18 protein-coding genes and 1 pseudogene are annotated in these 21,937 nt (G+C 40.7%); 9 read left to right on the plus strand and 10 right to left on the minus strand.

Features of this window, described 5'->3' with window-relative positions; translation table 11 throughout:
• The first annotated feature begins 14 nt into the window (after positions 1–14).
• On the plus strand, positions 15–611 hold the full coding sequence (locus V7K35_RS11790) for a pentapeptide repeat-containing protein (RefSeq protein WP_442939720.1): 597 nt from the start codon (positions 15–17) through the stop codon (positions 609–611).
• Between the two features lie 270 nt (positions 612–881).
• On the opposite strand, the gene V7K35_RS11795 is transcribed toward V7K35_RS11790, so the two are convergent.
• Together V7K35_RS11795 and V7K35_RS11800 are read right to left on the minus strand one after the other, a co-directional pair.
• On the minus strand, positions 882–1,007 hold the full coding sequence (locus V7K35_RS11795) for a hypothetical protein (protein ID WP_335079112.1): 126 nt from the start codon (positions 1,005–1,007) through the stop codon (positions 882–884).
• 105 nt (positions 1,008–1,112) lie between these two features.
• On the minus strand, positions 1,113–2,867 hold the full coding sequence (locus tag V7K35_RS11800) for an N-acetylmuramoyl-L-alanine amidase (protein WP_335079114.1): 1,755 nt from the start codon (positions 2,865–2,867) through the stop codon (positions 1,113–1,115).
• An 85-nt stretch (positions 2,868–2,952) separates the two neighbouring features.
• On the opposite strand from V7K35_RS11800, the gene V7K35_RS11805 reads away from it, so the two are divergent.
• The 4 genes and pseudogenes from V7K35_RS11805 to V7K35_RS11820 all read left to right on the plus strand — a co-directional run.
• Complete coding sequence (locus tag V7K35_RS11805) at positions 2,953–4,590, plus strand: CTP synthase (RefSeq protein ID WP_335079116.1); 1,638 nt, start codon at positions 2,953–2,955, stop codon at positions 4,588–4,590.
• 125 nt (positions 4,591–4,715) lie between these two features.
• Positions 4,716–5,138 carry a hypothetical protein gene (locus V7K35_RS11810; protein WP_335022375.1) on the plus strand — a complete coding sequence of 141 codons (423 nt, stop codon included), beginning with the start codon at positions 4,716–4,718 and terminating at the stop codon, positions 5,136–5,138.
• Between the two features lie 79 nt (positions 5,139–5,217).
• Positions 5,218–5,781, plus strand: a complete 564-nt coding sequence (locus tag V7K35_RS11815) for a Uma2 family endonuclease (protein WP_335079119.1) — start codon at positions 5,218–5,220, stop codon at positions 5,779–5,781.
• A 137-nt stretch (positions 5,782–5,918) separates the two neighbouring features.
• Positions 5,919–6,124: pseudogene (locus V7K35_RS11820) on the plus strand (ISLre2 family transposase); the annotation flags it as partial.
• A 351-nt stretch (positions 6,125–6,475) separates the two neighbouring features.
• On the opposite strand, the gene V7K35_RS11825 reads toward V7K35_RS11820, so the two are convergent.
• From V7K35_RS11825 to trxB, 4 genes are all read right to left on the minus strand, one after another.
• Positions 6,476–7,378, minus strand: coding sequence for an ROK family protein (locus V7K35_RS11825; RefSeq protein WP_335079121.1), 903 nt, complete (start codon positions 7,376–7,378; stop codon positions 6,476–6,478).
• A gap of 89 nt (positions 7,379–7,467) precedes the next feature.
• Positions 7,468–7,662: a hypothetical protein gene (locus V7K35_RS11830; RefSeq protein WP_335079123.1), complete on the minus strand. Its 195-nt coding sequence runs from the start codon at positions 7,660–7,662 to the stop codon at positions 7,468–7,470.
• Positions 7,663–7,734: 72 nt separating this feature from the next.
• Entirely contained in the window at positions 7,735–8,631 is an 897-nt protein-coding gene (locus tag V7K35_RS11835) for an ABC transporter permease (protein WP_335079125.1), read from the minus strand.
• A gap of 137 nt (positions 8,632–8,768) precedes the next feature.
• Positions 8,769–10,139, minus strand: a complete 1,371-nt coding sequence (trxB, locus tag V7K35_RS11840; RefSeq protein ID WP_335079127.1) for a thioredoxin-disulfide reductase — start codon at positions 10,137–10,139, stop codon at positions 8,769–8,771.
• A 66-nt stretch (positions 10,140–10,205) separates the two neighbouring features.
• Between trxB and V7K35_RS11845 the strand changes: the two genes are divergently transcribed.
• The 3 genes from V7K35_RS11845 (at position 10,206) to V7K35_RS11855 (ending at position 13,598) form a co-directional block, all read left to right on the plus strand.
• Positions 10,206–10,475, plus strand: coding sequence for a hypothetical protein (locus tag V7K35_RS11845; RefSeq protein WP_442939716.1), 270 nt, complete (start codon positions 10,206–10,208; stop codon positions 10,473–10,475).
• A 167-nt stretch (positions 10,476–10,642) separates the two neighbouring features.
• On the plus strand, positions 10,643–11,191 hold the full coding sequence (locus tag V7K35_RS11850; RefSeq protein WP_335079129.1) for a type IV pilin-like G/H family protein: 549 nt from the start codon (positions 10,643–10,645) through the stop codon (positions 11,189–11,191).
• Between the two features lie 187 nt (positions 11,192–11,378).
• Entirely contained in the window at positions 11,379–13,598 is a 2,220-nt protein-coding gene (locus V7K35_RS11855; RefSeq protein ID WP_335079131.1) for an O-linked N-acetylglucosamine transferase, SPINDLY family protein, read from the plus strand.
• A 44-nt stretch (positions 13,599–13,642) separates the two neighbouring features.
• Here the strand turns inward: V7K35_RS11855 and V7K35_RS11860 are convergent, their stop codons facing one another.
• From V7K35_RS11860 to V7K35_RS11870, 3 genes are read right to left on the minus strand one after another with little or no spacing between them, the layout of a single operon-like run.
• A complete protein-coding gene (locus V7K35_RS11860) occupies positions 13,643–15,316 on the minus strand; it encodes an O-linked N-acetylglucosamine transferase, SPINDLY family protein (RefSeq protein WP_335079133.1) in 1,674 nt (557 codons plus the stop codon).
• Positions 15,313–19,050: a class I SAM-dependent methyltransferase gene (locus tag V7K35_RS11865; protein ID WP_335079135.1), complete on the minus strand. Its 3,738-nt coding sequence runs from the start codon at positions 19,048–19,050 to the stop codon at positions 15,313–15,315. The genes V7K35_RS11860 and V7K35_RS11865 overlap by 4 nt, the downstream gene beginning before the upstream one ends.
• Before the next feature lie 16 nt (positions 19,051–19,066).
• Complete coding sequence (locus tag V7K35_RS11870) at positions 19,067–19,477, minus strand: tetratricopeptide repeat protein (protein WP_335079137.1); 411 nt, start codon at positions 19,475–19,477, stop codon at positions 19,067–19,069.
• 904 nt (positions 19,478–20,381) lie between these two features.
• Here V7K35_RS11870 and V7K35_RS11875 point away from each other — a divergent pair.
• Positions 20,382–20,600: a DUF4327 family protein gene (locus tag V7K35_RS11875; protein ID WP_012407469.1), complete on the plus strand. Its 219-nt coding sequence runs from the start codon at positions 20,382–20,384 to the stop codon at positions 20,598–20,600.
• Positions 20,601–20,652: 52 nt separating this feature from the next.
• Here V7K35_RS11875 and V7K35_RS11880 read toward each other — a convergent pair whose 3' ends face one another.
• Positions 20,653–21,933 carry a protein kinase domain-containing protein gene (locus V7K35_RS11880; protein WP_335079139.1) on the minus strand — a complete coding sequence of 427 codons (1,281 nt, stop codon included), beginning with the start codon at positions 21,931–21,933 and terminating at the stop codon, positions 20,653–20,655.
• Between the last annotated feature and the right edge of the window lie 4 nt (positions 21,934–21,937).

Here is a 21,937-nt window from a genome sequence, read left to right on the forward strand (position 1 = left end):
ATATCATGAATTCTATAAATTCTAGGTTAAGCGATGCCTGCGGCGGGCTACGCCTACGCACAGCGGGTTCTACACTCGACTCATCCAGAACAAAACTGGGGTTGAAGCGTAAAACAGACCATCACATTTGGGCAAGCATACTCAGCTTATTCCTGTGGGGAATAGTTGGCATCAGCGCAACCGTAGGTTTTGCTCCAACAGCTTTGGCACTCGAATATAATAAAGAAATTTTGGTCGATACTGATTTCTCAGGACGTGATTTAACAGACTCCAGCTTCACCAAAGCTAATCTCCGCCAGAGCAACTTCAGCCACGCTAATTTGCGCGGTGTCAGTTTCTTCGCAGCAAATTTGGAGTCTGCAAATTTGGAGGGATCTGATTTGAGAAATTCTACTTTAGACTCAGCTCGTTTAGTCAGAGCAAATTTGACAAATGCATTGTTGGAGGGCGCGTTTGCTGCTAACGCCAGATTTGATGGTGCAATCATTGACGGGGCAGATTTTACTGATGCACTGCTGCGTTCCGATGAGCAAAAAAAGTTGTGCAAACTTGCCAAAGGAACTAATCCCATTACAGGACGAGATACACGTGACACGTTGTTTTGTCCTTAGTATTTTCTACCTGTACATTTGGTAGGGGCATTGGGCATTGGTTATTTCCCCTCTGCTCCTCTGCTCCCCTACTTATAAAATAGTGATATATCTTTATGCATCTTAGGCAATTGCACTGCCATTACTCAATAAAATAGCGATCGCTCCCACTATGCTGCCTATTTTAAAAGACATACACTTTCAAAATATAAGATTTCTAAAACTTAACGCACTGTACAAATTAATCGTAATGTGCAGTAACAAAAATAGGTTGTTTCAGGCTTTTCTTAATTATCCTGTAGAACCTCGTCGAATCACAGATTGAGAGTGATCGCCACGTTGTTTTATTTCAGCGATCTTAGCAGCAAAATCTTCAGGTGGTTGTGCTAAAGTCTCGCTTGAACAAAGATTTGTCATAACATTGAGCAGGAACTAGCTAAAAAATAGCGTTGGCGCTAGCCTTGTCGTCAGACATCGCACTCCACCAAATACAATGAGGGCACAATAGTTGTACCTCCAAATTTATCTAACACTCATAAACCACTCAGTAATCCCTTGAGCGATCGCCTGAGCTATCTTTTTCTGTTCCTCTGGGTTCACCATTTGCTCAAATTCATCAGGATTGCTCATAAAACCCAATTCCAGCAACACTGATGGTGCAGCCGTTGGACGTGTCAGCGCCAGGTTATCCCAAAACACACCATAGTCAGGTCTGCCGAGTTTTTTGATTACATAGTTGTGTAAAAATATTGCAAGATTGTGGGCTTGGGGTTGATACCAAAAAGCGGCAAATCCCTTGGTTTTTTCGGCATCGCCATCATCGGGTAGTGAATTGTGATGTATAGAAAGAGCAATGCATGGTTCTTCTTGACTGATAATTGCCTGACGTTCTGCTAGGGAAACCTCTTTATCATCCTCCCGCGTCATCACCACCGTTGCTCCTTCTTTGACCAACTCATCGCGCAGCAACTTAGATACCACCAAATTGACATCTTTTTCTAAATATCCAGTTGGGCCACTGGCACCCGATTCTTTACCACCATGCCCTGGATCGAGTACAATCTTGAAATTAGCTAAAGGCTTTCGTCTTGTGTTGCCAATTTTAGGCGGATGACGCAAAGCCAAAACCAGGGTTGTACCGTCGTACCTTAGCTTATATCCCCACTGTTGAGCTTTTTTGAGGTTAAAGGTGTATTTTACTTGCTCTGGAGCTTCCTGTTGCCAATCTAGGCGAGAAATTAGGGGGTCATCATCCAGACGAATAATGTCCGTTTGGGCAGTAGTATTGTAAAGAGTGAGAGCGAGAGCTTGCTCACTTTGTTGTACGCTCACAGGTACGGGAACTTGCAAGGGGAAAACTATCTCTGTCGCCCCAGGGAGTTGACGGTATCCGACACTGCGAATTATTGTCTGTGGCGGAATGGCACCAGGTAGAATGCGGGTTTCCTGACTATTAATCCAAGCGCCATAGTCTAGGCGCAACCATTCACCTTCCCTACCTGTTACTGTTGCACGTGTGCCTTTGGGCAGTGGTGTGAGTCGAGAATAATCGGTACTTGGGCCAGTCCGAGCAACGCCTGAATCTACTATCACCTCAGAGACTGGCAACTGTGCTCTTGAGAGGATTTGAATTTTACCAGATCCTGGTTGAGTTATCGTCTTACCATTGAGCGTCAGTTGAAACTGAGGTTGTCCCAGATCGGCGGCTGTTGCCACTGTGGTGCAACCTTTATAATTGCCTACGCTAGACTGGGCATGAGGCTGATTTTGCCCTGTCAAAGCTGCCAAATTACTTGGTAGTTGTGCCTGTTGAGGTTGGGGTGAAAGGGTAATAGTTTGATTAGCGAGGTTGACAGATACATTGGCATTAGGGGGTGCGATCGCGCTAAAACAAATTAGTTCTCCTGGTAATCTGGCAATATCAGATACAGGAGTCAGGGAATCTTTAGCAAAGGCTAACCCCTGTGGTAACTCAGGTACAGTGGTAAGCCTTGTCACTTTAATCTGGAGTTCTTGATTGTCGTGACGCACAGTAAAAAGATTCTCCCCCAACTGCAAGGGGAAACTAGGGGAAAAATGACCAGCCTTGCTGCGGGTAATTGGCTTACTATTGATCAAAACCTGACCATCTGGTGGTGCAGTACCCAGAAAAAAGATTTTTTGGGAACTTGTCTGGTAGTTTGTTTGCGGAAAAACGACTATAAGAGATGGCTCGGCCAATGCTACGGAGGATGTGAGAATACAGCCTAATATTACTAATCCTAAGAGGTTTTTCACAGGAAAATCATAGAAAACTACACCACAACAACTGTGGCACAATGACGGGATGTATTTTTAGAAGTTGTTAGAAATTCAAACGACTATGACTAAGTTTATCTTTGTAACTGGAGGCGTAGTCTCCAGTATTGGTAAAGGCATTGTAGCAGCAAGTCTAGGGCGTTTGCTCAAGTCGCGCGAATATTCCGTGTCGATTCTCAAACTTGACCCTTATATCAATATCGATCCTGGCACAATGAGTCCCTTTCAGCATGGGGAAGTATTCGTTACCCAGGATGGTGCGGAGACAGATTTGGACTTGGGGCATTATGAACGCTTTACCGATACCTCAATGTCGCGATTGAATTGTGTTACTACTGGCTCGATTTACCAGGCAGTAATCAATAAAGAGCGGCGTGGAGACTACAATGGCGGTACTGTACAGGTGATTCCCCATATTACCAATGAAATAAAAGATCGGATTCTGCGAGTTGCTAAAAGTACAAATCCCTCTGTAGTGATTACAGAAATCGGCGGTACGGTGGGAGACATTGAATCACTGCCGTTTTTAGAAGCAATTCGCCAGTTCCGCAAAGAAGTGGGACGGCAAAATGTGCTGTACATGCACGTAACGCTGGTGCCGTGGATTGCTTCTGCGGGTGAAATGAAAACAAAGCCAACACAACATTCAGTTAAAGAACTGAGATCCATTGGCATTCAACCAGATATTTTAGTTTGTCGGAGCGATCGCCCCTTACCCAAAGGATTAAAGCAGAAATTGTCTGGATCTTGCGATGTGCCCGAAGAATGCGTCATCACTTCCCAAGATGCTAAAAGTATCTATGAAGTACCGCTGAATCTGGAACGGGAAGGAATGGCAGAACAAGTGCTGAAGTTGCTGCAAATGGAACAACGTAAACCAAATTTGACGCAGTGGCAAACCCTGGTAAAACGGTTACATAGTCCCAAGCACGAGGTAGAAATTGCCATCGTTGGTAAATATGTGCAGTTAAGTGATGCCTACCTATCTGTAGTGGAAGCACTGAACCATGCTGCAATTTCCACCTATGGTGAAGTGCGCCTACGTTGGGTGAACTCAGAAGATTTGGAAACTGAACCAGCCGAAAATTATCTTGCGGGTGTCGATGGCATAGTTGTGCCAGGAGGTTTCGGTGTTCGGGGAGTGGATGGCAAAATTGCCGCCATTAAATATGCCCGCGATCGCCAAATTCCCTTTTTGGGTTTGTGCCTGGGAATGCAATGTTCTGTTATTGAATGGGCCAGGCATGTAGGGGGATTAACAGATGCCAACAGTGCCGAATTTGACGCTTATACAACTGATCCGGTAATTAATTTATTGCCAGAACAGCACGAAGTAGTGGATTTAGGGGGTACAATGCGCTTAGGACTATATCCTTGTCGTGTTGTTCCTGATACTCTGGCTTTTAAGCTTTATCAAGAAGATGTAATTTATGAACGACATCGACATCGATATGAGTTCAATAATGCTTACCGCGATCTGTTATTAAAGTCTGGCTATGTGATCAGTGGTACTTCTCCCGATGGACGCTTAGTTGAAATTATAGAATTACCCAAGCACCCATTCTTTCTTGCTTGCCAATTTCATCCAGAATTTCAATCGCGCCCTAGTACCCCTCATCCCTTGTTTAAAGGGTTTATTCAAGCAGCGATCGCTGTTTCTCTCTCGACATCTGGTAAACCAACACCATTAGAGGTGTCATAAAAATTCATAATTCATAATTATTTTTTTTAATTTTGAATTCGTGCATAGCAAGATTAACTTAAGGCTTCAATAGACTTGGACATACAGGGTGCATCATTCGTAAATTTCGGACTTAAGGAGATGTTGTGGCGTACTGGATGAGAATCCTTTACGAGAGGAAAGAATATGTAGTGAATTTTGAGCGTGTCCATGCTTTTTGTTATGAACTTAATGGCAGGGTTACTTTTTGGTTACCCGATAGTGCAATTCCAGTAGTGATTAACCCGCAAAGTAACTTGGAAGATTATCAAAAGATTCTTGATTATTTACAATGTGTGACGGCGTTGGAATTAGATCATGCCCACTGGGTAAAAATTATTTACGAAAAAAACGAATATGTAATTAATCTCAACTGCATCAGTTCCTTTTGTCATGAACCAAACGGCAGGATAACTTTTTGGTTGCCAGATGGCACTATCCCCATCATCATCAACCCTGTGAGTAATCCGGAATCTTATGAAAAAGTCGTAAAATACGTTAAAAAAGCAACTGGATATTCTTTATCTTAGTGTGAACGAGGAATTTACTCTTGCTAAACTTTTAACTAAAGGTAACGAAGTTAGCAATAAAGGCACGAGGAAAGATTCAATGAATACTGTTGTGCTTAATCTAGAACCGATTGCTCATTTAACCGATGAGCAATTTTATCAATTGTGTATTGCTAATAGCGATTTAAGCTTAGAAATGAATGCAGCCGGAGAATTAATAATTGTGCCACCAGTAGGAGGAGAAAGCGGAAATCAAAAAGCTGGACTAATTACCGATTTAGAAATCTGGAATCGTCAAGCTAAATTAGGCAAAGTTTTTAGTTCTTCAACTATCTTCATACTTCCAAATGGTGCAAAACGTTCCCCTGATGCGTCTTGGGTAAAGTTGGAACGGTGGGAAGCTTTAACACTAGAACAACGAAAAAAATTTCCGCCACTTGTACCAGATTTTGTAATTGAACTGCGTTCCGAGACAGATCGGCTTGCACCTATCCAAGCGAAAATGCAGGAATACATAGAAAATGGTTTGCGTTTAGGTTGGCTAATTAATCCTCAAGATAAGCAAGTGGAAATTTACCGACTCGAAAAAGCTGTAGAAGTTATGCAAATGCCGGCGATTCTTTATGGAGAAGATATATTACCTGGATTTGAGTTGCAAGTATAGGTAGATGATAAGCCTCAATCCCTATTTCTCAGTGGGTAAAAGTACAATTAATTCTCCAAGGCGCTTCAATATAGTGAGTACTTGGTGTAGTTCTGAATCACGTTTAAGGGCGTTTAAACTACGATAAAGCAATAATTAAAAAACTACCTATTGGCAGTGGGGCTTTTTGATTGTTTAATCCGCCAAGTTATCAATTTAAGAATCAAAGGAAACAGTAAATTTTGGTTGAAAGACAACGCAGAAATTATATTACATCTGCGTTGTCAATGCATAGCTGGAAGTTGGGATAATTTTTGTGGTTCTATATATCTTTAATTCCTTTATCAAACCCCAAACTGCTTGATAAATTTTATACTTTAGTCTTGTCTTTAATTTACTTCTTAATATAATTAATACTAAGTATAAAAGACTGATTACAGATATTTTCAGAAATAATTGTCAAATGACTTGGTAGCAATCTTTTTGAGATATCTCATCAAGATGAATTTTTGTGTAAACCAGTATTGTATTTGCAAATAAAATCGCCTTGTACCTAAATATAATTTTTAGCGATACCTGCGGCACACTGCGTGAATGCTTGTTTTTTACTATACCTCACAAAAAAGAAGTTAATGTCTGTGGCAAGTTGTAAACCAAATTTTTCTTCTAATTCGTAAAGACTGATGTCTCTCGCTGGGATTGTTTAAACCATAATCTAACATTCCGAATAGCGTTGCCATGCCAATTTTGCTGCACCTACTATCCCTGCAAAATTACCTAACTCGGCTGGCAATATTTGTAAACCCACCCGTGATAAAGGCTGCACTCGCTTCTCAATTTCTGCCTTCACTGCTGGTAAGAAAAACTCAAAGCTGCCACTTATACCGCCACCAATGACGATCGCTTGCGGTGTTAGTACATAAATTAAACTTGTTAAACCAACTCCCAAATCTCTACCATATTCTTGCCAAAAAGTCAATGCTACAGGATCTCCTTGTTGGGCAAGAAAACCCAATTCGGCGGGTTCCTTGAGAGTGCGGCGGCGAATTGCAGTAGCACAGGCATATTGTTCCAAAGAGCCTTGATTGCCACTATTACAAATTGGGCCATCAGGATTTAATGAAATTAAACCTAATTCCCCGCCGGCTCCTTGATGTCCAACAAATAGTTTGCCATCAAGGATAATTGCGCCACCAACCCCAGTACCTAAAGTTAACAGAATCAGATTTTTAAAATGGCGACCGGCTCCCAGCCAAGCTTCTCCCAAAAGAGCGCAATTAGCATCATTAGCGATCGCAGTCGGTTTGCCAATTTTAGCTTCTAACCAGTCTGCTAAAGGCACATCGACCCATCCAGGTAAGTTAATGGCGATTTTAGCAATGCGTCCTGCGGCATCGGATGGGCCAGGAGTCCCAACACCAATAGCAACAGCTTGATTATCTGGATCAATTTGAGCGATCGCATCTACGATCACCGCCAGCACCGCCTCCGGCGTCGTCGGCTGGGGAGATGTCACAGTCAAAGATAAGAGACAAGTACCATCAGCTGCAAAACGCCCCAGCTTAATTGCCGTTCCCCCCACATCAATGCCAATTACTTGAATTTTGTCATTTGTCATTTGTCATTTGTCATTGGGCATGGGGCATTGGTAATTGGTGAACAGTTATCACCTATTATCGAGTTCAAAATCGACAATTGGTCAGGGTTTTAGGATTTGCCACGAAAATATTCTAAATTTTCTGTCCTGTTGGGTGCGAGTCGTAAATTAGCAACAGTCATACTACGAACACTCGATTGCTCTTGCCAAGCTGTGATTGGCGCACCTCTTAAAATACCAGCAAGGGCAACGGAAAGGATAAACCCGCCAGTAGCGGCAGCAATTAACGTTAGATTATCTTTCATACAAATCTCTCTATTGTTATTTGTAATTTGTCAATGGTTTTTTGCTATCAACCACTGACCATTGACTAGTGATTAGTTTCGGATTCTATTTTCTCTCCGTAAACGAGGATTGACAAATTCGTTTAACCCTTCACCAAGTAGTGATAACCCTACCACCATGCATGTCATCGTTAAACCGGGGAAAAGCGTAGTCCACCAAATGCCAGTAGGTAGAGCTTCTAGAGCTTGTTTTAAATCATGTCCCCATTCTGCCACTTCTTCGGGAAGTCCTAGCCCCAAAAAGCCCAAACCGCCCAACACCAAAATCGCATCAGCAGCGTTGAGTGTAAATAGGACGGGTACGCTTTGAATGACGTTGAAAAATAGATAACGAGAAAGCACAACCCAAGTGGAAGCGCCCATTGCTTGAGCAGCTTCGATGAAGACTTCAGTTTTCACGCTCACGGTGTGGTTGCGAACAACGCGGTAATATTGGGGGATGTAGGCAATGCTAATAGCGATCGCTGCATTTAATATCCCACGCCCCACCACAAACGCCAGTGTCACAGACAGCAGTAGTCCCGGTAGAGTGTAGATGCTATCCATAATGAACAACAACATTTTATCCAATTTACCGCCGAGATAACCACTCAGCATCCCCAAAGGCACACCGATAATCATACTCAACGCTGTTGCCAAAATCACCACCAGCAAAGCAGCTTGAGCGCCGAACATTGTCCGGGAGAACACATCATAACCCAGGCGACTAGTACCAAACCAATGTTTAGCTGAAGGTGGCTCGTGGATTGGATTAGAGAGAAAATCTTTAGGGTTTTGCAGCCATCCCCAAGCCTGGAATACGGGAGCGAAGAATGCTAAGAAGATGAAAAATAGGGTAATGGCTAACCCGATGAGCATGAGTTTTTGGGAAAGATTCGGACTTTTGCCAAACTGTAAAAATGTTGGTAGTCGCCGTTTTGTAATGGACATAGAGCGATCGCCTGGATTAAAGCTTGATACGCTCACTATTTTACATATCAAAGTGGGCATAGGGCATTGGGAATTGGGCATTGGTTATTTCTCCCTCATCCCCATGCCCTATTTACCATACCTTATGCCCCATTTTCTTACAGATTACTTTCAATTAACTGACGGTATTCGCTCTTTTGCTTCACGCCTTTGACTTCCTTCACCAGTTCTTTGTTTTTGAACAATTGAACCGTTGGTGTTCCTGTAACACCAGCATTTTTAGCAATATCTCGGTCTTTGTCGATGTCAATTTCTACAAAGTGAATTTTGCTGTCAAATTCATCCACCACTTTATTTAAAATTGGCTTCAGGGTATGACAAGGGCCGCAACCAGGAGAGACGTATTTAACAAGAATTAAGCGATCGCTTTCATGGAACAATTTCCGTAAAGCATAACCTCCTTCATGGCGCGTCCCATTCAAATTAAATCCAGCTTCTTCCTCGGCTTCAGTCTTTTTGGCTGGCTGATGCTCTAATTCATTATCTGCTGTTTCTGCCTGTTGATGGAATTCTTGAATCAAGCCAGTAAATGACAACCAACGTTCTACCAACATCGCCGCCATACAGCCAGTACCCGCAGCCGTAATTGCTTGCCGAAACTCATGATCTTGGACATCACCAGCGGCAAAAACGCCTTCTACACTGCTTTCCACTGTACCGTGCTTAGTGACAACGTAACCGATTTCATCCAGTTCTAACTGACCTTTAAATAGAGAGGTATTGGGACTGTGACCAACAGCGTAGAATAAACCCTTAGCGTGCAGTTTGCTCTCTTCACCAGTTTTGGTATTGCGGACTTTCACCCCATCCATATGACCGTTACCAAAGATATCCACGGCTTCTGTGTTCCAATGCACCTGGATTTTTGGGTTGCTCAAGACGCGATCTTGCATGGCTTTAGAAGCCCGCATTTTATCGGTGCGTACCAACATATTTACCTTGGAACCATACTTGGTGAGGTAAATAGACTCTTCCGCCGCCGAGTCGCCAGCACCAATTACAGCCAATTCTGCGCCGTGAAAAATTGGTGTTGCACCATCGCAAATTGCACAAGCGGAGATACCCCGACTCCAAAATTCATGTTCGTTGGGTAAACCTAAACGCTTTGCTGTTGCACCGGTAGCAATGACAATGCTGTTGGTTTTAATTTCCCTTTCTTGCGATCGCACTGTAAAAGGACGCTGACTCAAGTCAACTGATATAACATCTTCAGTATATAGTTCAGCCCCCCAGCGCTCTGCTTGCGCCTTCATCTGATCCATCAGTTCCGGCCCGGTAATCCCTTGGGGAAACCCTGGAAAGTTCTCAACTTCCGTCGTTGTCATTAGTTGCCCACCAGGCAAACCCCCGGCTTGGAAACCTTCAAATACAACGGGTTTCAGGTTAGCGCGTCCGGCATAAATAGCTGCTGTGTACCCTGCTGGGCCAGAACCGATAATTACCAAGTTTTCTACTGTGGGATTAGTCATGACCATATATAAACTCATAACGACTACGTTTAATATAGCATAACAAACTGTGATTGGCTACGCCAGATGGTAAGCGATGTCTGCGACGGGCTATTCGGCGTCGCAAAATGCCTACGGTATATGCGGTCAGAGGAAATTGGCGTTCGTCTAATTACCTTCTTGAATAACTGGGTAATGTCGCGCAAGCTAGGACATATAACTGGTTCTAGCGCCGACTTTATCCTGCCGAGTATAGAAAAGGACGACTCGGAAAAAAGAAACCTGCGATCGCCTGATGTGTCTTTTGTTCGCGCTGACCTGAATAAAGCACTCTCACAAATGAAATCGAGAATCTAGCCCTTGGTCAACACCAGAGGCTTATTAATGTTTGTGCCATTTAGAATGTAAGGATTGTGTAGCTGCATCTCGCCAAACTTTTTTTCTCAAGGTGATAGGAAAGCGATCGCTACTGGGTAAGTTACATCTAGAACACCCAACCACTCCCTACCCCCTGGAAAACACTTATGAAAACCGAATTAAAAGCCAAATTTCTCCAACACATCCTCGACAAAAAGAAAGGGGATGAGGGTTTTACACTTATTGAATTACTAGTAGTAATTATCATCATCGGTATTTTATCTGCGATCGCTCTACCTTCTTTCTTGAACCAAGCCAACAAAGCCAAGCAGTCAGAAGCAAAAACCTACGTAGGTACAATGAACCGCGCCCAACAAGCATTTTACTTAGAAAAAAGTTATTTTGCATCTCAAACTGATTTTGGTACTTTAGGTCTTGGTATTGCAACACAAACTACAAATTACGTATACCAAATTGCTGGTGGTGGTGCTGGTGCTACCATAGCAACTAACCAAGCAAGTACAGTAATCAGTACTGCGCCTCTCAAAAATTATGTCGGTGGTGTGGGTGTGGTAACTCAATCTGGTACTAGTGAAGCTACTACTATAGCTCTTTTGTGTGAAGCCGACAAAGCAAAAGTTAACAGTGGCGCAGATGTAGTTTCTATGACTAATGTGAGTTCTTGCCCCACCAGCTTCAGCAGCTTATCTAAGTAGATATGTGAGTTAGTAGATTAAAATTACTCACCGACAACACTTGATATAGAACTTAAGTTGTCATCACGACTTTTATTCAGCTAAATTACATATTTTTTCAAGTGGGTAGATTCTTCTATCCACTTTATTTCAATTTTGTGATTTATTCACAATTAGATTGCCCATACCTTTCTCAATAAAAATCACAATGATTACTGATATATATAATTGGCAAAATCAGGCTGAACAATATTTACTTAAAAACAACTATTTACAAGCAGCAAACTTATACGAGCAAGCAATAGCGATAGAACCAAATACTATCTCCTATTATTGGAAATTAGGACTACTATTGCTATTAAAAGGGCAAGAAGCAGAAGCTCAAATGACTTGGATGCTGCCAATGACAGAGGCAGATGAAGAACAGTTCCAAATTTGGACAAATGAACTATTTCAAGTTTTACAAATAGAAGCAGAAAGGCGCGAAACACTGGCTGAATATTCTCTAGCTTGGTTAATTCGTCAGCATATGCGAGAAATTAATCCTAGTTGTATAAATAATTTGCTTCAAATTCTTATACTTTATATAAAGTTGCAAAAGTTTGACGAAATTGATGATTTGAATGAGTGGGGATTAATTGAAGCCCTAAGGATCAAAGAAAATCTAGAAATAGATATCGAATTATTAATCAAAGTTTTAAAAGAATTTTTAAATACTATCCCTTTACATCCAGTCAATCTGAATTTAGTAGAAGCTAGTCTGCCTTATTTCTCTGATCCTCATCAATGCTTCTCTACATTGCTTCCTGCTGCTCTGAAAATTGGCCATACTTTACGGCGACCTTTACTAGCAACATCTTTACTAAAATTGCATTTACGATTGGAACCAAATAATGTAGAAATTTTGCGGCACTTAGCGACTTTTTATCAAGATGATCGTAATTATTTTCAAGGCATAGAGACAGCTAGGTTGTGTTATTCCTTATCAGAAGGCTTGGCTGATAAAATTTTTGCACTCCATTTACTGTTAAGGGGTCTAATGTCAGCAGGGGGATATTGGCAAGAAATATGTACAACTTGCCAAGAATTAGAAACTGTATATAAACAGTTTATTGAAGCTCAACCAATTCTTTTAGAAGAAGGAAGAATATTACGGTTACTTGCGCCATCTTTTGCAATACCTCACATTAAAGATGTTCCTGCTGAATTTAGAGCTATTCATAATAAGGTAGCTGAAATTTTTAATAATTATATTAAAAATGTTGCCCAATCAGAAGGAAAAAACTATACTCGTCAAATTATTAATAATCAATCTTTAACACCCTATCCGAAAAAATTAAAAATTGGTTATGTATCTTACGCTTTCAGGACTCATTCTGTTGGTTGGCTAGCTCGCTGGTTATTTCAACATCATGAACGAGATAAATTTGATATTCACACTTATTTTGTTAACTACACATTAGCAAATGACTATCTCCAAGAATGGTATCTAAGTCAGGCAGGGAAAGCTCGTCAATTAGGTATGAACGGTCTAGAAATTGCTGACCAGATATATCAAGATGAAATTGATATTTTAGTTGACCTTGATAGCGTCACTCTAGATATTACTTGTGAAGTGATGGCACTCAAGCCAGCCCCAATTCAAGTTACTTGGCTGGGGTGGGATGCATCAGGTATACCTGCAATTGATTACTTTATTGCAGATCCTTATGTCCTGCCAGATGATGCACAAAATTACTATACAGAAAAAATCTGGCGATTACCTCAAGCTTACATAGCAGTAGATGGTTTTGAAGTAGGTGTACCAACTCTGCGCCGCGATGACTTGGATATTCCTATAGATGCCGTTGTATATCTAAGCGCCCAAAGAGGATATAAACGCCATCCAGAAACGACAAAGTGGCAAATGCAAATTATCAAACAAGTACCTAACAGCTACTTTTTGATTAAGGGACTTGCTGAAGAGGAAATAATTAAACGATTCTTTTACCAAATTGCCGAAGAAGAAGGTGTAGATTGTTCTCGGTTACGATTTTTACCACTAGTTCATTCAGAGTCAGTTCATCGTGCTAATTTAGGCATTGCTGATATTGTATTAGATACATTTCCTTACAACGGAGCGACGACAACCTTAGAAACATTGTGGATGGGTATCCCCTTGGTGACGCGAGTTGGTGAACAGTTTGCAGCGCGTAACAGCTACACCATGATGATGAATGCAGGAATTACAGAAGGCATCGCCTGGAGTGATGAAGAATATATTGAGTGGGGTGTCCGCTTGGGGAAAGATGAGATTTTACGCCAGCAGGTGGCTTTGAAATTGAAAGTATCTCGACAAACAGCACCCCTGTGGAATGGCAAGCAGTTTACCCGTGAAATGGAGAAGGCTTACCAACAGATGTGGCATAACTATATTGAAAAAAAATAAGCTCGTAGTGAGGACTTTAGTCCTCTTCTCCTGTAATTACAAATTTAAGCACTAAAGTGTTTACTACAAACTTGTTTATAGAAGGCTTCTAAACCTACAACACAAGCTTTATCATCAAAGAGACGATCATGATTTTGGCTCATTCTTTCTGCAATAGTGCCTCGCCAAGCTGGGTCTAGTCCTAATTTGACAGCAATTTCGATGTATTCTGCTTCATTTTTAGCAATGGTATCTGTCACTCCTAACATTTTTAGAAAGCTGTCAGAGTGACGACCCCGCATAAATTCTCCCGGACAGGTAACAATGGGGAGATTACAAGCGATCGCTTCTAAGGTAGTATTACCACCAGACCAGGTGAATGTATCTAGATAAACGTCTGAAAGTAAGTTAATCATTAGATAGTCCAGTCGCTCTGGAATACTCAGAAATACACAATAATCCTCGCTGTTCAAGCCGATAGCAGCAAAAGCACGTTTGAGACGCGGCTGAAGTAAACCACCACGCAGAAACACAAATTTAGCTTGCGGAGCGCGATGAGCAATTTCTGGAAAAATAAAATCATATTGCGGTAAATATTTAAAAGGAGCTTGGCAGGATAAATATATGACTGCATCATCTGTTAACCCAAAATCTGAGCGGGTTTTGATGACTGGCGGAATATATGGTTTAGGGTAAGAAACGCCAATATTTGGTAAGCGAATTAATTTTTCTGAATAATGCTCTTGGGCATTTTCTGGTTCCATTAACTTGCTAGATAAAAAGTAATCAATTGTGGGTAAGCCAGTTGTCACCGGATGTCCCCAAGCGACACATTGTACAGGCGCAAGCCGCAGACCTGCCATTTGCATAGTTTGCGGATTCATCCCAATTTCAGGAAAAACTAAAATGTGCAGCTTATCAGCAATTATCTGTTCACAGGCTGCTGAGAAATTATCAGGAATATGGTGAAAAACATCACTGTACTCTTGAAACTGTTGGGTAATTGGATCTGGCTCATTTCCTATGTAGTAACAAAATATTTCAAAGCTTGAGCGATCGCAGTAACGCAACCAACCTGTTAACCAAAGCGTTCCACTATAAGAATGCAAGTAATAAGAAACATAACCAATACGAATTTTGTTATTAGGCTGAAGTTTAGGCATTGATAGAGGTACACACCATTGTGGATAGTTAACAGCCATAATTTCATGCAGTAAGTTTCCATATTGGCGTTGCAAATCTATATCATTTTGTGCTTGATATGATATAAAAAAGTTTGTGAGGCGACCTATACCTGCTAAGGCACTATTTTGTTCTTCTGTAGTTTTAAGAGATGTATGCTGAATTAAATTTTGCAGCCCTTGAGTGTAGCGCTGGCGAAAAAAGTTAATTTCCGCTTTGTTATCATATATTGATGGAACTGTCAAATATTTGAGGAGTTGAAAAGTATAATTATCAGGGAAGTATTTTGCAGCATTATCGGCACATAAAATTGCTTCTTTAATACGTCCATTCTGCCGTAAATCGATGATTAATGAAAAATGTAGTCTTTCATCTTTAGGGTAAAGTTTAATTCCTTGCTGAAGAGTACTAAAATATTCATTTAGCAGATTTGACTGTCTATAGCAATGGCTTAAGTTCCAATAAATATCTGCATCACCCGATTGGATTTTTAGGAGTTTTTGATATTGTGCGATCGCTTCTGTCCATCTGCCCTCACAGAATAATTTATTGCTCAAGCAAAAAAAAACTGTTCTGCTTGTACTTCGCTAAAAACTTCTATATCGTAAGATGTGATAATTTCTGCTTTTACTTGACTCACCGCGTTTGTATCTTCATATTCCAAAATAATTCTTGCCTGGATGCGAGATAGTAAAGCTTCCCATTGAATATCAGCCAAGTTTGCCACTAGAGAAATTTCTAAACCTTCAGTAATATCTAAATCTTCTTCCACCAAAAGATTCATAACCACGCTAGATAAAAACAGTTCAGCATCCTCAAAAGCTATATTATTCGTGTTAATAAGTAGGGTAGTTTTTTGACTATCATTATGAGTTGCTACCGCCTTCATCACTCTTTGTAATTCTAAACCAATTAACTCTTCTGGTTGCGACCAATCTGGGAAAATAATTAAATTAATCTCCTTGAGGTTTAAAGATAGGAGAGTAACATCAATCAAGGCAGCACTTACAGTCTGCGCCATTTTTGCCCAGGGAAACTTTTTCGCTTGTGCTAAACCCGCAGTTATTAATGAGTTGCGAATACCAGGCTTTTGCATCTCACAAAGCGCATTTGCTAGTTCATCAGCATCATCATCACTTACGTATATTACTGCTTCCCCGGCAACTTCTGGAATTGAGGCATTAAGACAAGTAATTACAGGACAACCACAAGCCATTGCTTCAATAATAGGCATTCCAAAACCTTCATATTTAGAAGGATAAACTAGTGCCACAGCACCAGAGTAAGCTGTTACTAACTCTTCATCATTGAGTTGCAGCATATGAACAATACTACCTGATGTATAAGCTCTGAACTCAGGTGCTAATACACCACCACTTCCTGTACAGACAATATCAAATCCGTAGCTACTGGCAAGCTGTGAAAAAGCTTGGAAAAATAAAATACTATTCTTATAACCACTTCCACCACCAACTAAAATGAAGTATGGTTTTGTAATCCCGTATTTAAATTTAAAAGCATTAACCTCTTCAGGTTTAGCTAGCGAAAAAGTGCTTTTAACTCCACAATGAGCTACGGTCACAGAATCTACAGGTATATCACTAAAACAGCTTACCAGGTCATGTGCTGTATATTCTGAAATAGCTATGTAGGCTGATGCATGTTGAATACCCTGATGCTTTTCTCTCCACATGGGATTATTTATATCCCATCCCATGACTTCTGGAATCATGTCATACGCCATAAATACAGAAGGCGTTGTAGTCGGCGTTGTATAGTAAGAAGAGATAAACAAATCCGCGCCTTCTTCATCGCAAATTTGCTGTACCATTTCTCGGTCAGCATCAGTATTGTTGTAGTCATAACGTGGGACGCTACGATATCTAATACCAGGAATTTGGGGAGCAGTTCCACCACGGTCAAGCACACTAATATGTTTAGAAAACCCGTTACTTACCCATTCTTCTAGTAAAGATTTCCAGACACGAGCTATACCAGTTTGGTAGAGTTGGAAGAATACGGCGTCAACCAGAATTATTGGTGCTGTTTTTTTTATCTGTGCAACTTGTTGCTGAACTTGATCTGGTTGTAAAAACTGCCAACTATTACTGTCAAATTCTTTTTGTGCAATTGGTACTATTCCACAGTCATGTGCAATATCTACCTGGGTTTCATCTTTAACCCAAGGTAAATATTCTCGTAACAGTGCAGGAAATTTATTTGTCTCCTGCAAAGCTTTCCATTGGGAAACGGCATCGTTATAACCATAGTATTGTTCTTTAAATCTTAATTGTTCTGCTGTTACATAGGCAAAATGTTGGAAAACTAAACCAAAGTTTTCAGTCTCTTGATGCACAAAAGGATTTATAGATGCTATATTTTTGTATTGTCCATCCACTAAAGGTTCTACTAATACAGGAGGCTCATGTGCTGCCCAGAATGCTCCTGGTTTAAATCTCCAAGTTCGTAGCCACTCTTGTTGAGGATTCTGCGCGTAACAATTACGGGTAGTAATAATTAATTTTTCACCAACAAAATACCAGCACCAATAAAAAGCAGCCGTTTTATCAGGATTATTGATGAATATTTGTCTACCAGTACACACTTGCTCTAATGTCCATAATTCATCTACATCTACTTGCCAGAGCAAACATTCTTCTGGAATATTGGCAAGTGGTGCGTTCACCATTTCACGTTTTCCGTCCCAGAAAATACCCTCTGGCTTCCGATAAATGGTGACTTTATCAGGATAAAGTTCTGCTAATTCGTTTAAATACTCTGTAGTACCGTCATGGCTATGTCCATTGTGATGAATTTCATCACTGATCCGTCCACCTAGAGGAACACTCCATGCACTGTCGTGTTTTAAGTCTGCTACACCTTCAATAATGTGCCAATGCCATTTAAAAGGAAGTTGTTTAAAAACTTCAATGTGGTAACGGATAAATGGTTGTCCATTGAGAACAATAGTAAAAAAGTGAATTGGTAATTCTGGCGTTGAGGTTAAGGTGATAGCAGCCAAACTTTTCTGACCACATGCTAGCGTTGAAGAATACTCATGGTTGACAAGACGTAGTTTAGCAATGTTATGCCATACGCGTTCTGGACCTGGCCAGGTATGTACAACATCATGAAATGCTATCCATCCGCCATTTCTAACTAATGAAAACGATAGTTCAAAATCTTTTAAAACATCTAAATACTGATGAGAACCATCAATAAAAATAAAATCAATCGCTTTATCACTTGTCAATTCATGCCACTTATTTAATACATTGTGAGAGTAGCCACGTAGTGGTATTACATATTGCTCAACACCGTTTAATTGAATATTTTGCTGCCAAATTTCAAAGAATTGCCGCTCAGAAAAGTCAGCATCATTACCATCCCATGTATCAATAGAATAAATTTTACGTTTGGTTGCAGTGCAAGCATATGCCATAGCAACTGTAGAACGACCTTTAAAAGAACCAATTTCAACTATAACAGCATCTTCAGGAAGAGATTTCACCTTATTAAAAAGGTATTCTTCTTGCCCAGGAACCATGAATCCTTCAATAGACTCAACGGCATCTTTGATATTTTGATAGCTGACTGATTGCACTGTATTTTTTTTAAATATTGCATAGCCATTACGTATATTTTGGTTTGAGATAATGAGGATGTAATTAGGATCGCTCACCAGGCGATTGAAATTTTGATAATTTTTAAATGTATTGATATCATCTAAACAAATATATTTTGCTCCATATACCTCACTTAATTCGGCACTGCCTGTGAATTCTGAGCCATCAATTAACACTAAATCAAAATAATCAATATTGTTTTGATGTTTAACTTTTTGAATTCCGTTATCAGATACTCCAGAATTATTTACATACTCCATATCTTGTCGCAGCCAACCAAGCACACGCTCAAGAGGATAAAGATTTAGATTAGTATGATTGCTATAATAAAAATCAATAATTTCTTTTTCATTAGGAAATTTTTGTACAGAAACAGAAGAAATATTATAGCATTTTACAAAATCTTCACTTTTATAATTTTCTTTTAATTTTGTAAATCTTTTTTTGGAAATTTCCATGCAAAACAATGTAGGCTTGTTAGGGTTTTCACGAAGCCCTGTTACAAAGGCTTCGGTACTTCCTTCTCCTGAAGATGAACCAATTTCTAGAACTGTTTTAATATCTTCTTCTTTAGCAATCTTTTGAATAGCTGCATAAAAATCATCGTTTTTAATTTCCGGCGGAATCAAACGATTAAGTTCAGAATCGTCAATTTTGTTATTCATATTCGTATTCTTATCTTTAGTTATTTAGTCTATTGTTTGCCATTCCCTCTTGTTTTCTAATTTCCTCTAATACAACTTTGTAATCTTGCCGTTCGGGGTGCAACTTCACCAACTTCTCTAAAAGTTCGATCGCACCTTTAGCATCCTTCAATTGCAACCGCACCAAAGACAGTTTCTCTAAAGCAAGTTGGTTTTCTGGTTCGCGTTGTAAAATCAGATCGTAACCCCGCGCCTGTTGCTGTAATACTGACTCAGCAGAAGGAGACGCAATTGCTGGCTTAGGTTGGCTAGCTTGTTGGATTACTGGAATGACTGCAAATACCGTAGAACCAAAAAACGAGAACATCGACACTATCGTTACAATCTTTTGTCGCCGCTCAATCTGCTTTTTGCGGGTGATTAAGTATTCTTCGTCTGAACCAGCCATGTATCAATTATTGCTGCGGTAAATAGTTAGGTGTCAGCAACCCTCCCGATCTGAGGATACCCATCTGCTCAACAGAAACTAACATCTTGGCTATAAATTTTTTACACAAAATTCAAATGCTGACTCTGAAAACGAGGCAACTTTATGTTGAGCTTATACTGCACCGACAATTTTGCCATGCGATCGCCCTGTATCAAAGCAAAACCCTCTCCTGCGCCTAAACAGAGCAACCCCCCAGGTCTTATTCACTGGGCAAAACATTACAATTATATAAAGATTTGCGATGATTCTGCCTAATGCCAGATGTTTGCGATATTGTAGATAACGTTTAAATAGATAAAAAGAGTAGACATTTCTACTCAATTGCAAATTTCCCTGTCAATCAAAAACTTTACAAACTAGCCCGTTTCCTATGGGTTCTTCAACAAGCAAACATATTTTTCGTGATTCAAACAAATAGAATTTTCCCACTCGTCCTCAGTCACACTACTTAGTGCAACTTTCTAAAGGACTAATTATTATGCTCGGCGTCCACAATATATCTCTTACAAAAGGTACTGTTGCACTCTAGTGGAGAAAGGGTAAAGGTTAAGAGGAAAAAGAAGATGGGGAAAGTTTAAAGGGAAAAGGGGAAACAGAAACATCCTTTACCCCTTTGTTCCTTAAACTTTGCCTGGTTTCTGCAAAAAGTTTAAGGACTGCTTGGTGAATTTAGAGTTTTGTGGTGGTAATTACCGTACAAAACCGAATTTGCCAGTAACTTAGTAGAGTTTGTTATGGTATAGTTAGAAAGTTAAGACTAGCTTTACCAAATTACACCACTCTACGGTCCGGCAACAATTGCAGAATGGGAAGCAGTTTTGATTAAGCATTTACCAACAAATATCAGAATTCAATCGAGGTTATGACTCAGCAAGTGATTCACCCAATGGTGAAATTGCAGCGCAACGTGCAATCACTCATAGAATCGAACATTATCAAGCCAAGCGATAGCATCTGGAAAATCGCTTTGCTCTACGGTAATGAATGGCAGCACTGGAAACAGGAACTGCTTGACTTTGGCTTTAGTATGCAAGACCCAGTTAGTGAATTGCTAGCTGTAGAAACTTGGGATGAGGAGTAGGGAATAGGGAATAGGGTTTTTTAATATTCACTACTCCCCCAATCACTACTCCCTAAACTTTGCAAGCAGCTAAAGCCGCAGCTAACTCCTTTGCAGTTTGATAGCGATCGCGTGGCAATGGTTCTGTAACGCGATCAATCACATTTCTTAATTGGGAACTAATGGTGGGAACCTTTGCTACATCAAACCTGAAGTTTCGCCCCTTTTGGCGGTAATACTTGAATGGGTTTTCGCTTGTAAGCAGAAAAATCAGCGTTGGCCCAATTGCATACAAATCAGATTGAGTCAAAGGTTGTCCTCGTTCTTGTTCAGGAGCGCAGTAACCTTCTGCACCAATCCGAGTACCGGGCGCTGTGCCAATTTCTTTAACTGCGCCAAAATCCAGCAATACTATGCGATTTAAAGAACTTCGCACCATCAGATTGGCAGGTTTAATATCGCGGTGAATCAGTGGAGGGTCTTGGCTATGAAGATAGTCTAAGATATCGCAGGTTTGGATCATCCAAGCGATCGCTTGGCTTGGCGTAACTGGCCCAGTGGTAAAAATACGTTTCTCTAAATCTTGTCCGTGGATTAGTTCCATTGCCAAATATTTTTTTCCGTCTTCTACAAAGAAGTCATAATACTTGGGAATTCCAGGATGGTTAAGGGATTTGAGAGTGTACGCCTCCCGCTCAAATAATTCTTGAGCTTTGGCAATTTTCACCATATCAGCATTCATTTGCTTCAACACCAGCAGTTGGGGGCTACCCGCAAGACCAGCCGCATCCCAAGCGAGATAAGTAGTACCCATACCTCCTTGTCCGAGAGTTTGCAACACCTGATAATGACGAATTTTCTGTTGCACTGAGAGAGGTTGACCGCAGTGGATACAAAACAGATTGTTCGGAGAATTGCCTTCGTGCGTGCAAGTGGAGGATAAATTTGCTCTAGCTTGGGCTGAATAGACTGTTGCAACGGCGTTTTCTTCTATGGCTTGCATTTGTTGCGATCGCACACCAGTTTCCAGTACTGTTACCTCTTGAATTTGGAATTGCAGTATTGGCCCTCCCTGTGCCAGTTGCAAAAGGGAATTATCTGGTAAGGAACTCTGAATTACAAGAACACCGTTGAGGAAAGTCCCATTTGTACCCTGACTAACCAGCCGCCAACCACCGCCATTGTCGGCAGAATCGACTTGTCTGAGTTCTAGATGATGCCGGGAAACTAAATTATCAGTTAAAACAACGTGATTATCTGCCGCTCGACCAATCCGAATTATGGAGGAGTTCTCAAAGCTCCACTGCTGGAGGGGCGTTTTCTGTTGCGGTTCTAACAGAGTCAGATTAACCACAATA

The organism is Nostoc sp., from assembly GCF_036917275.1.
Lineage (GTDB): Bacteria > Cyanobacteriota > Cyanobacteriia > Cyanobacteriales > Nostocaceae > Nostoc.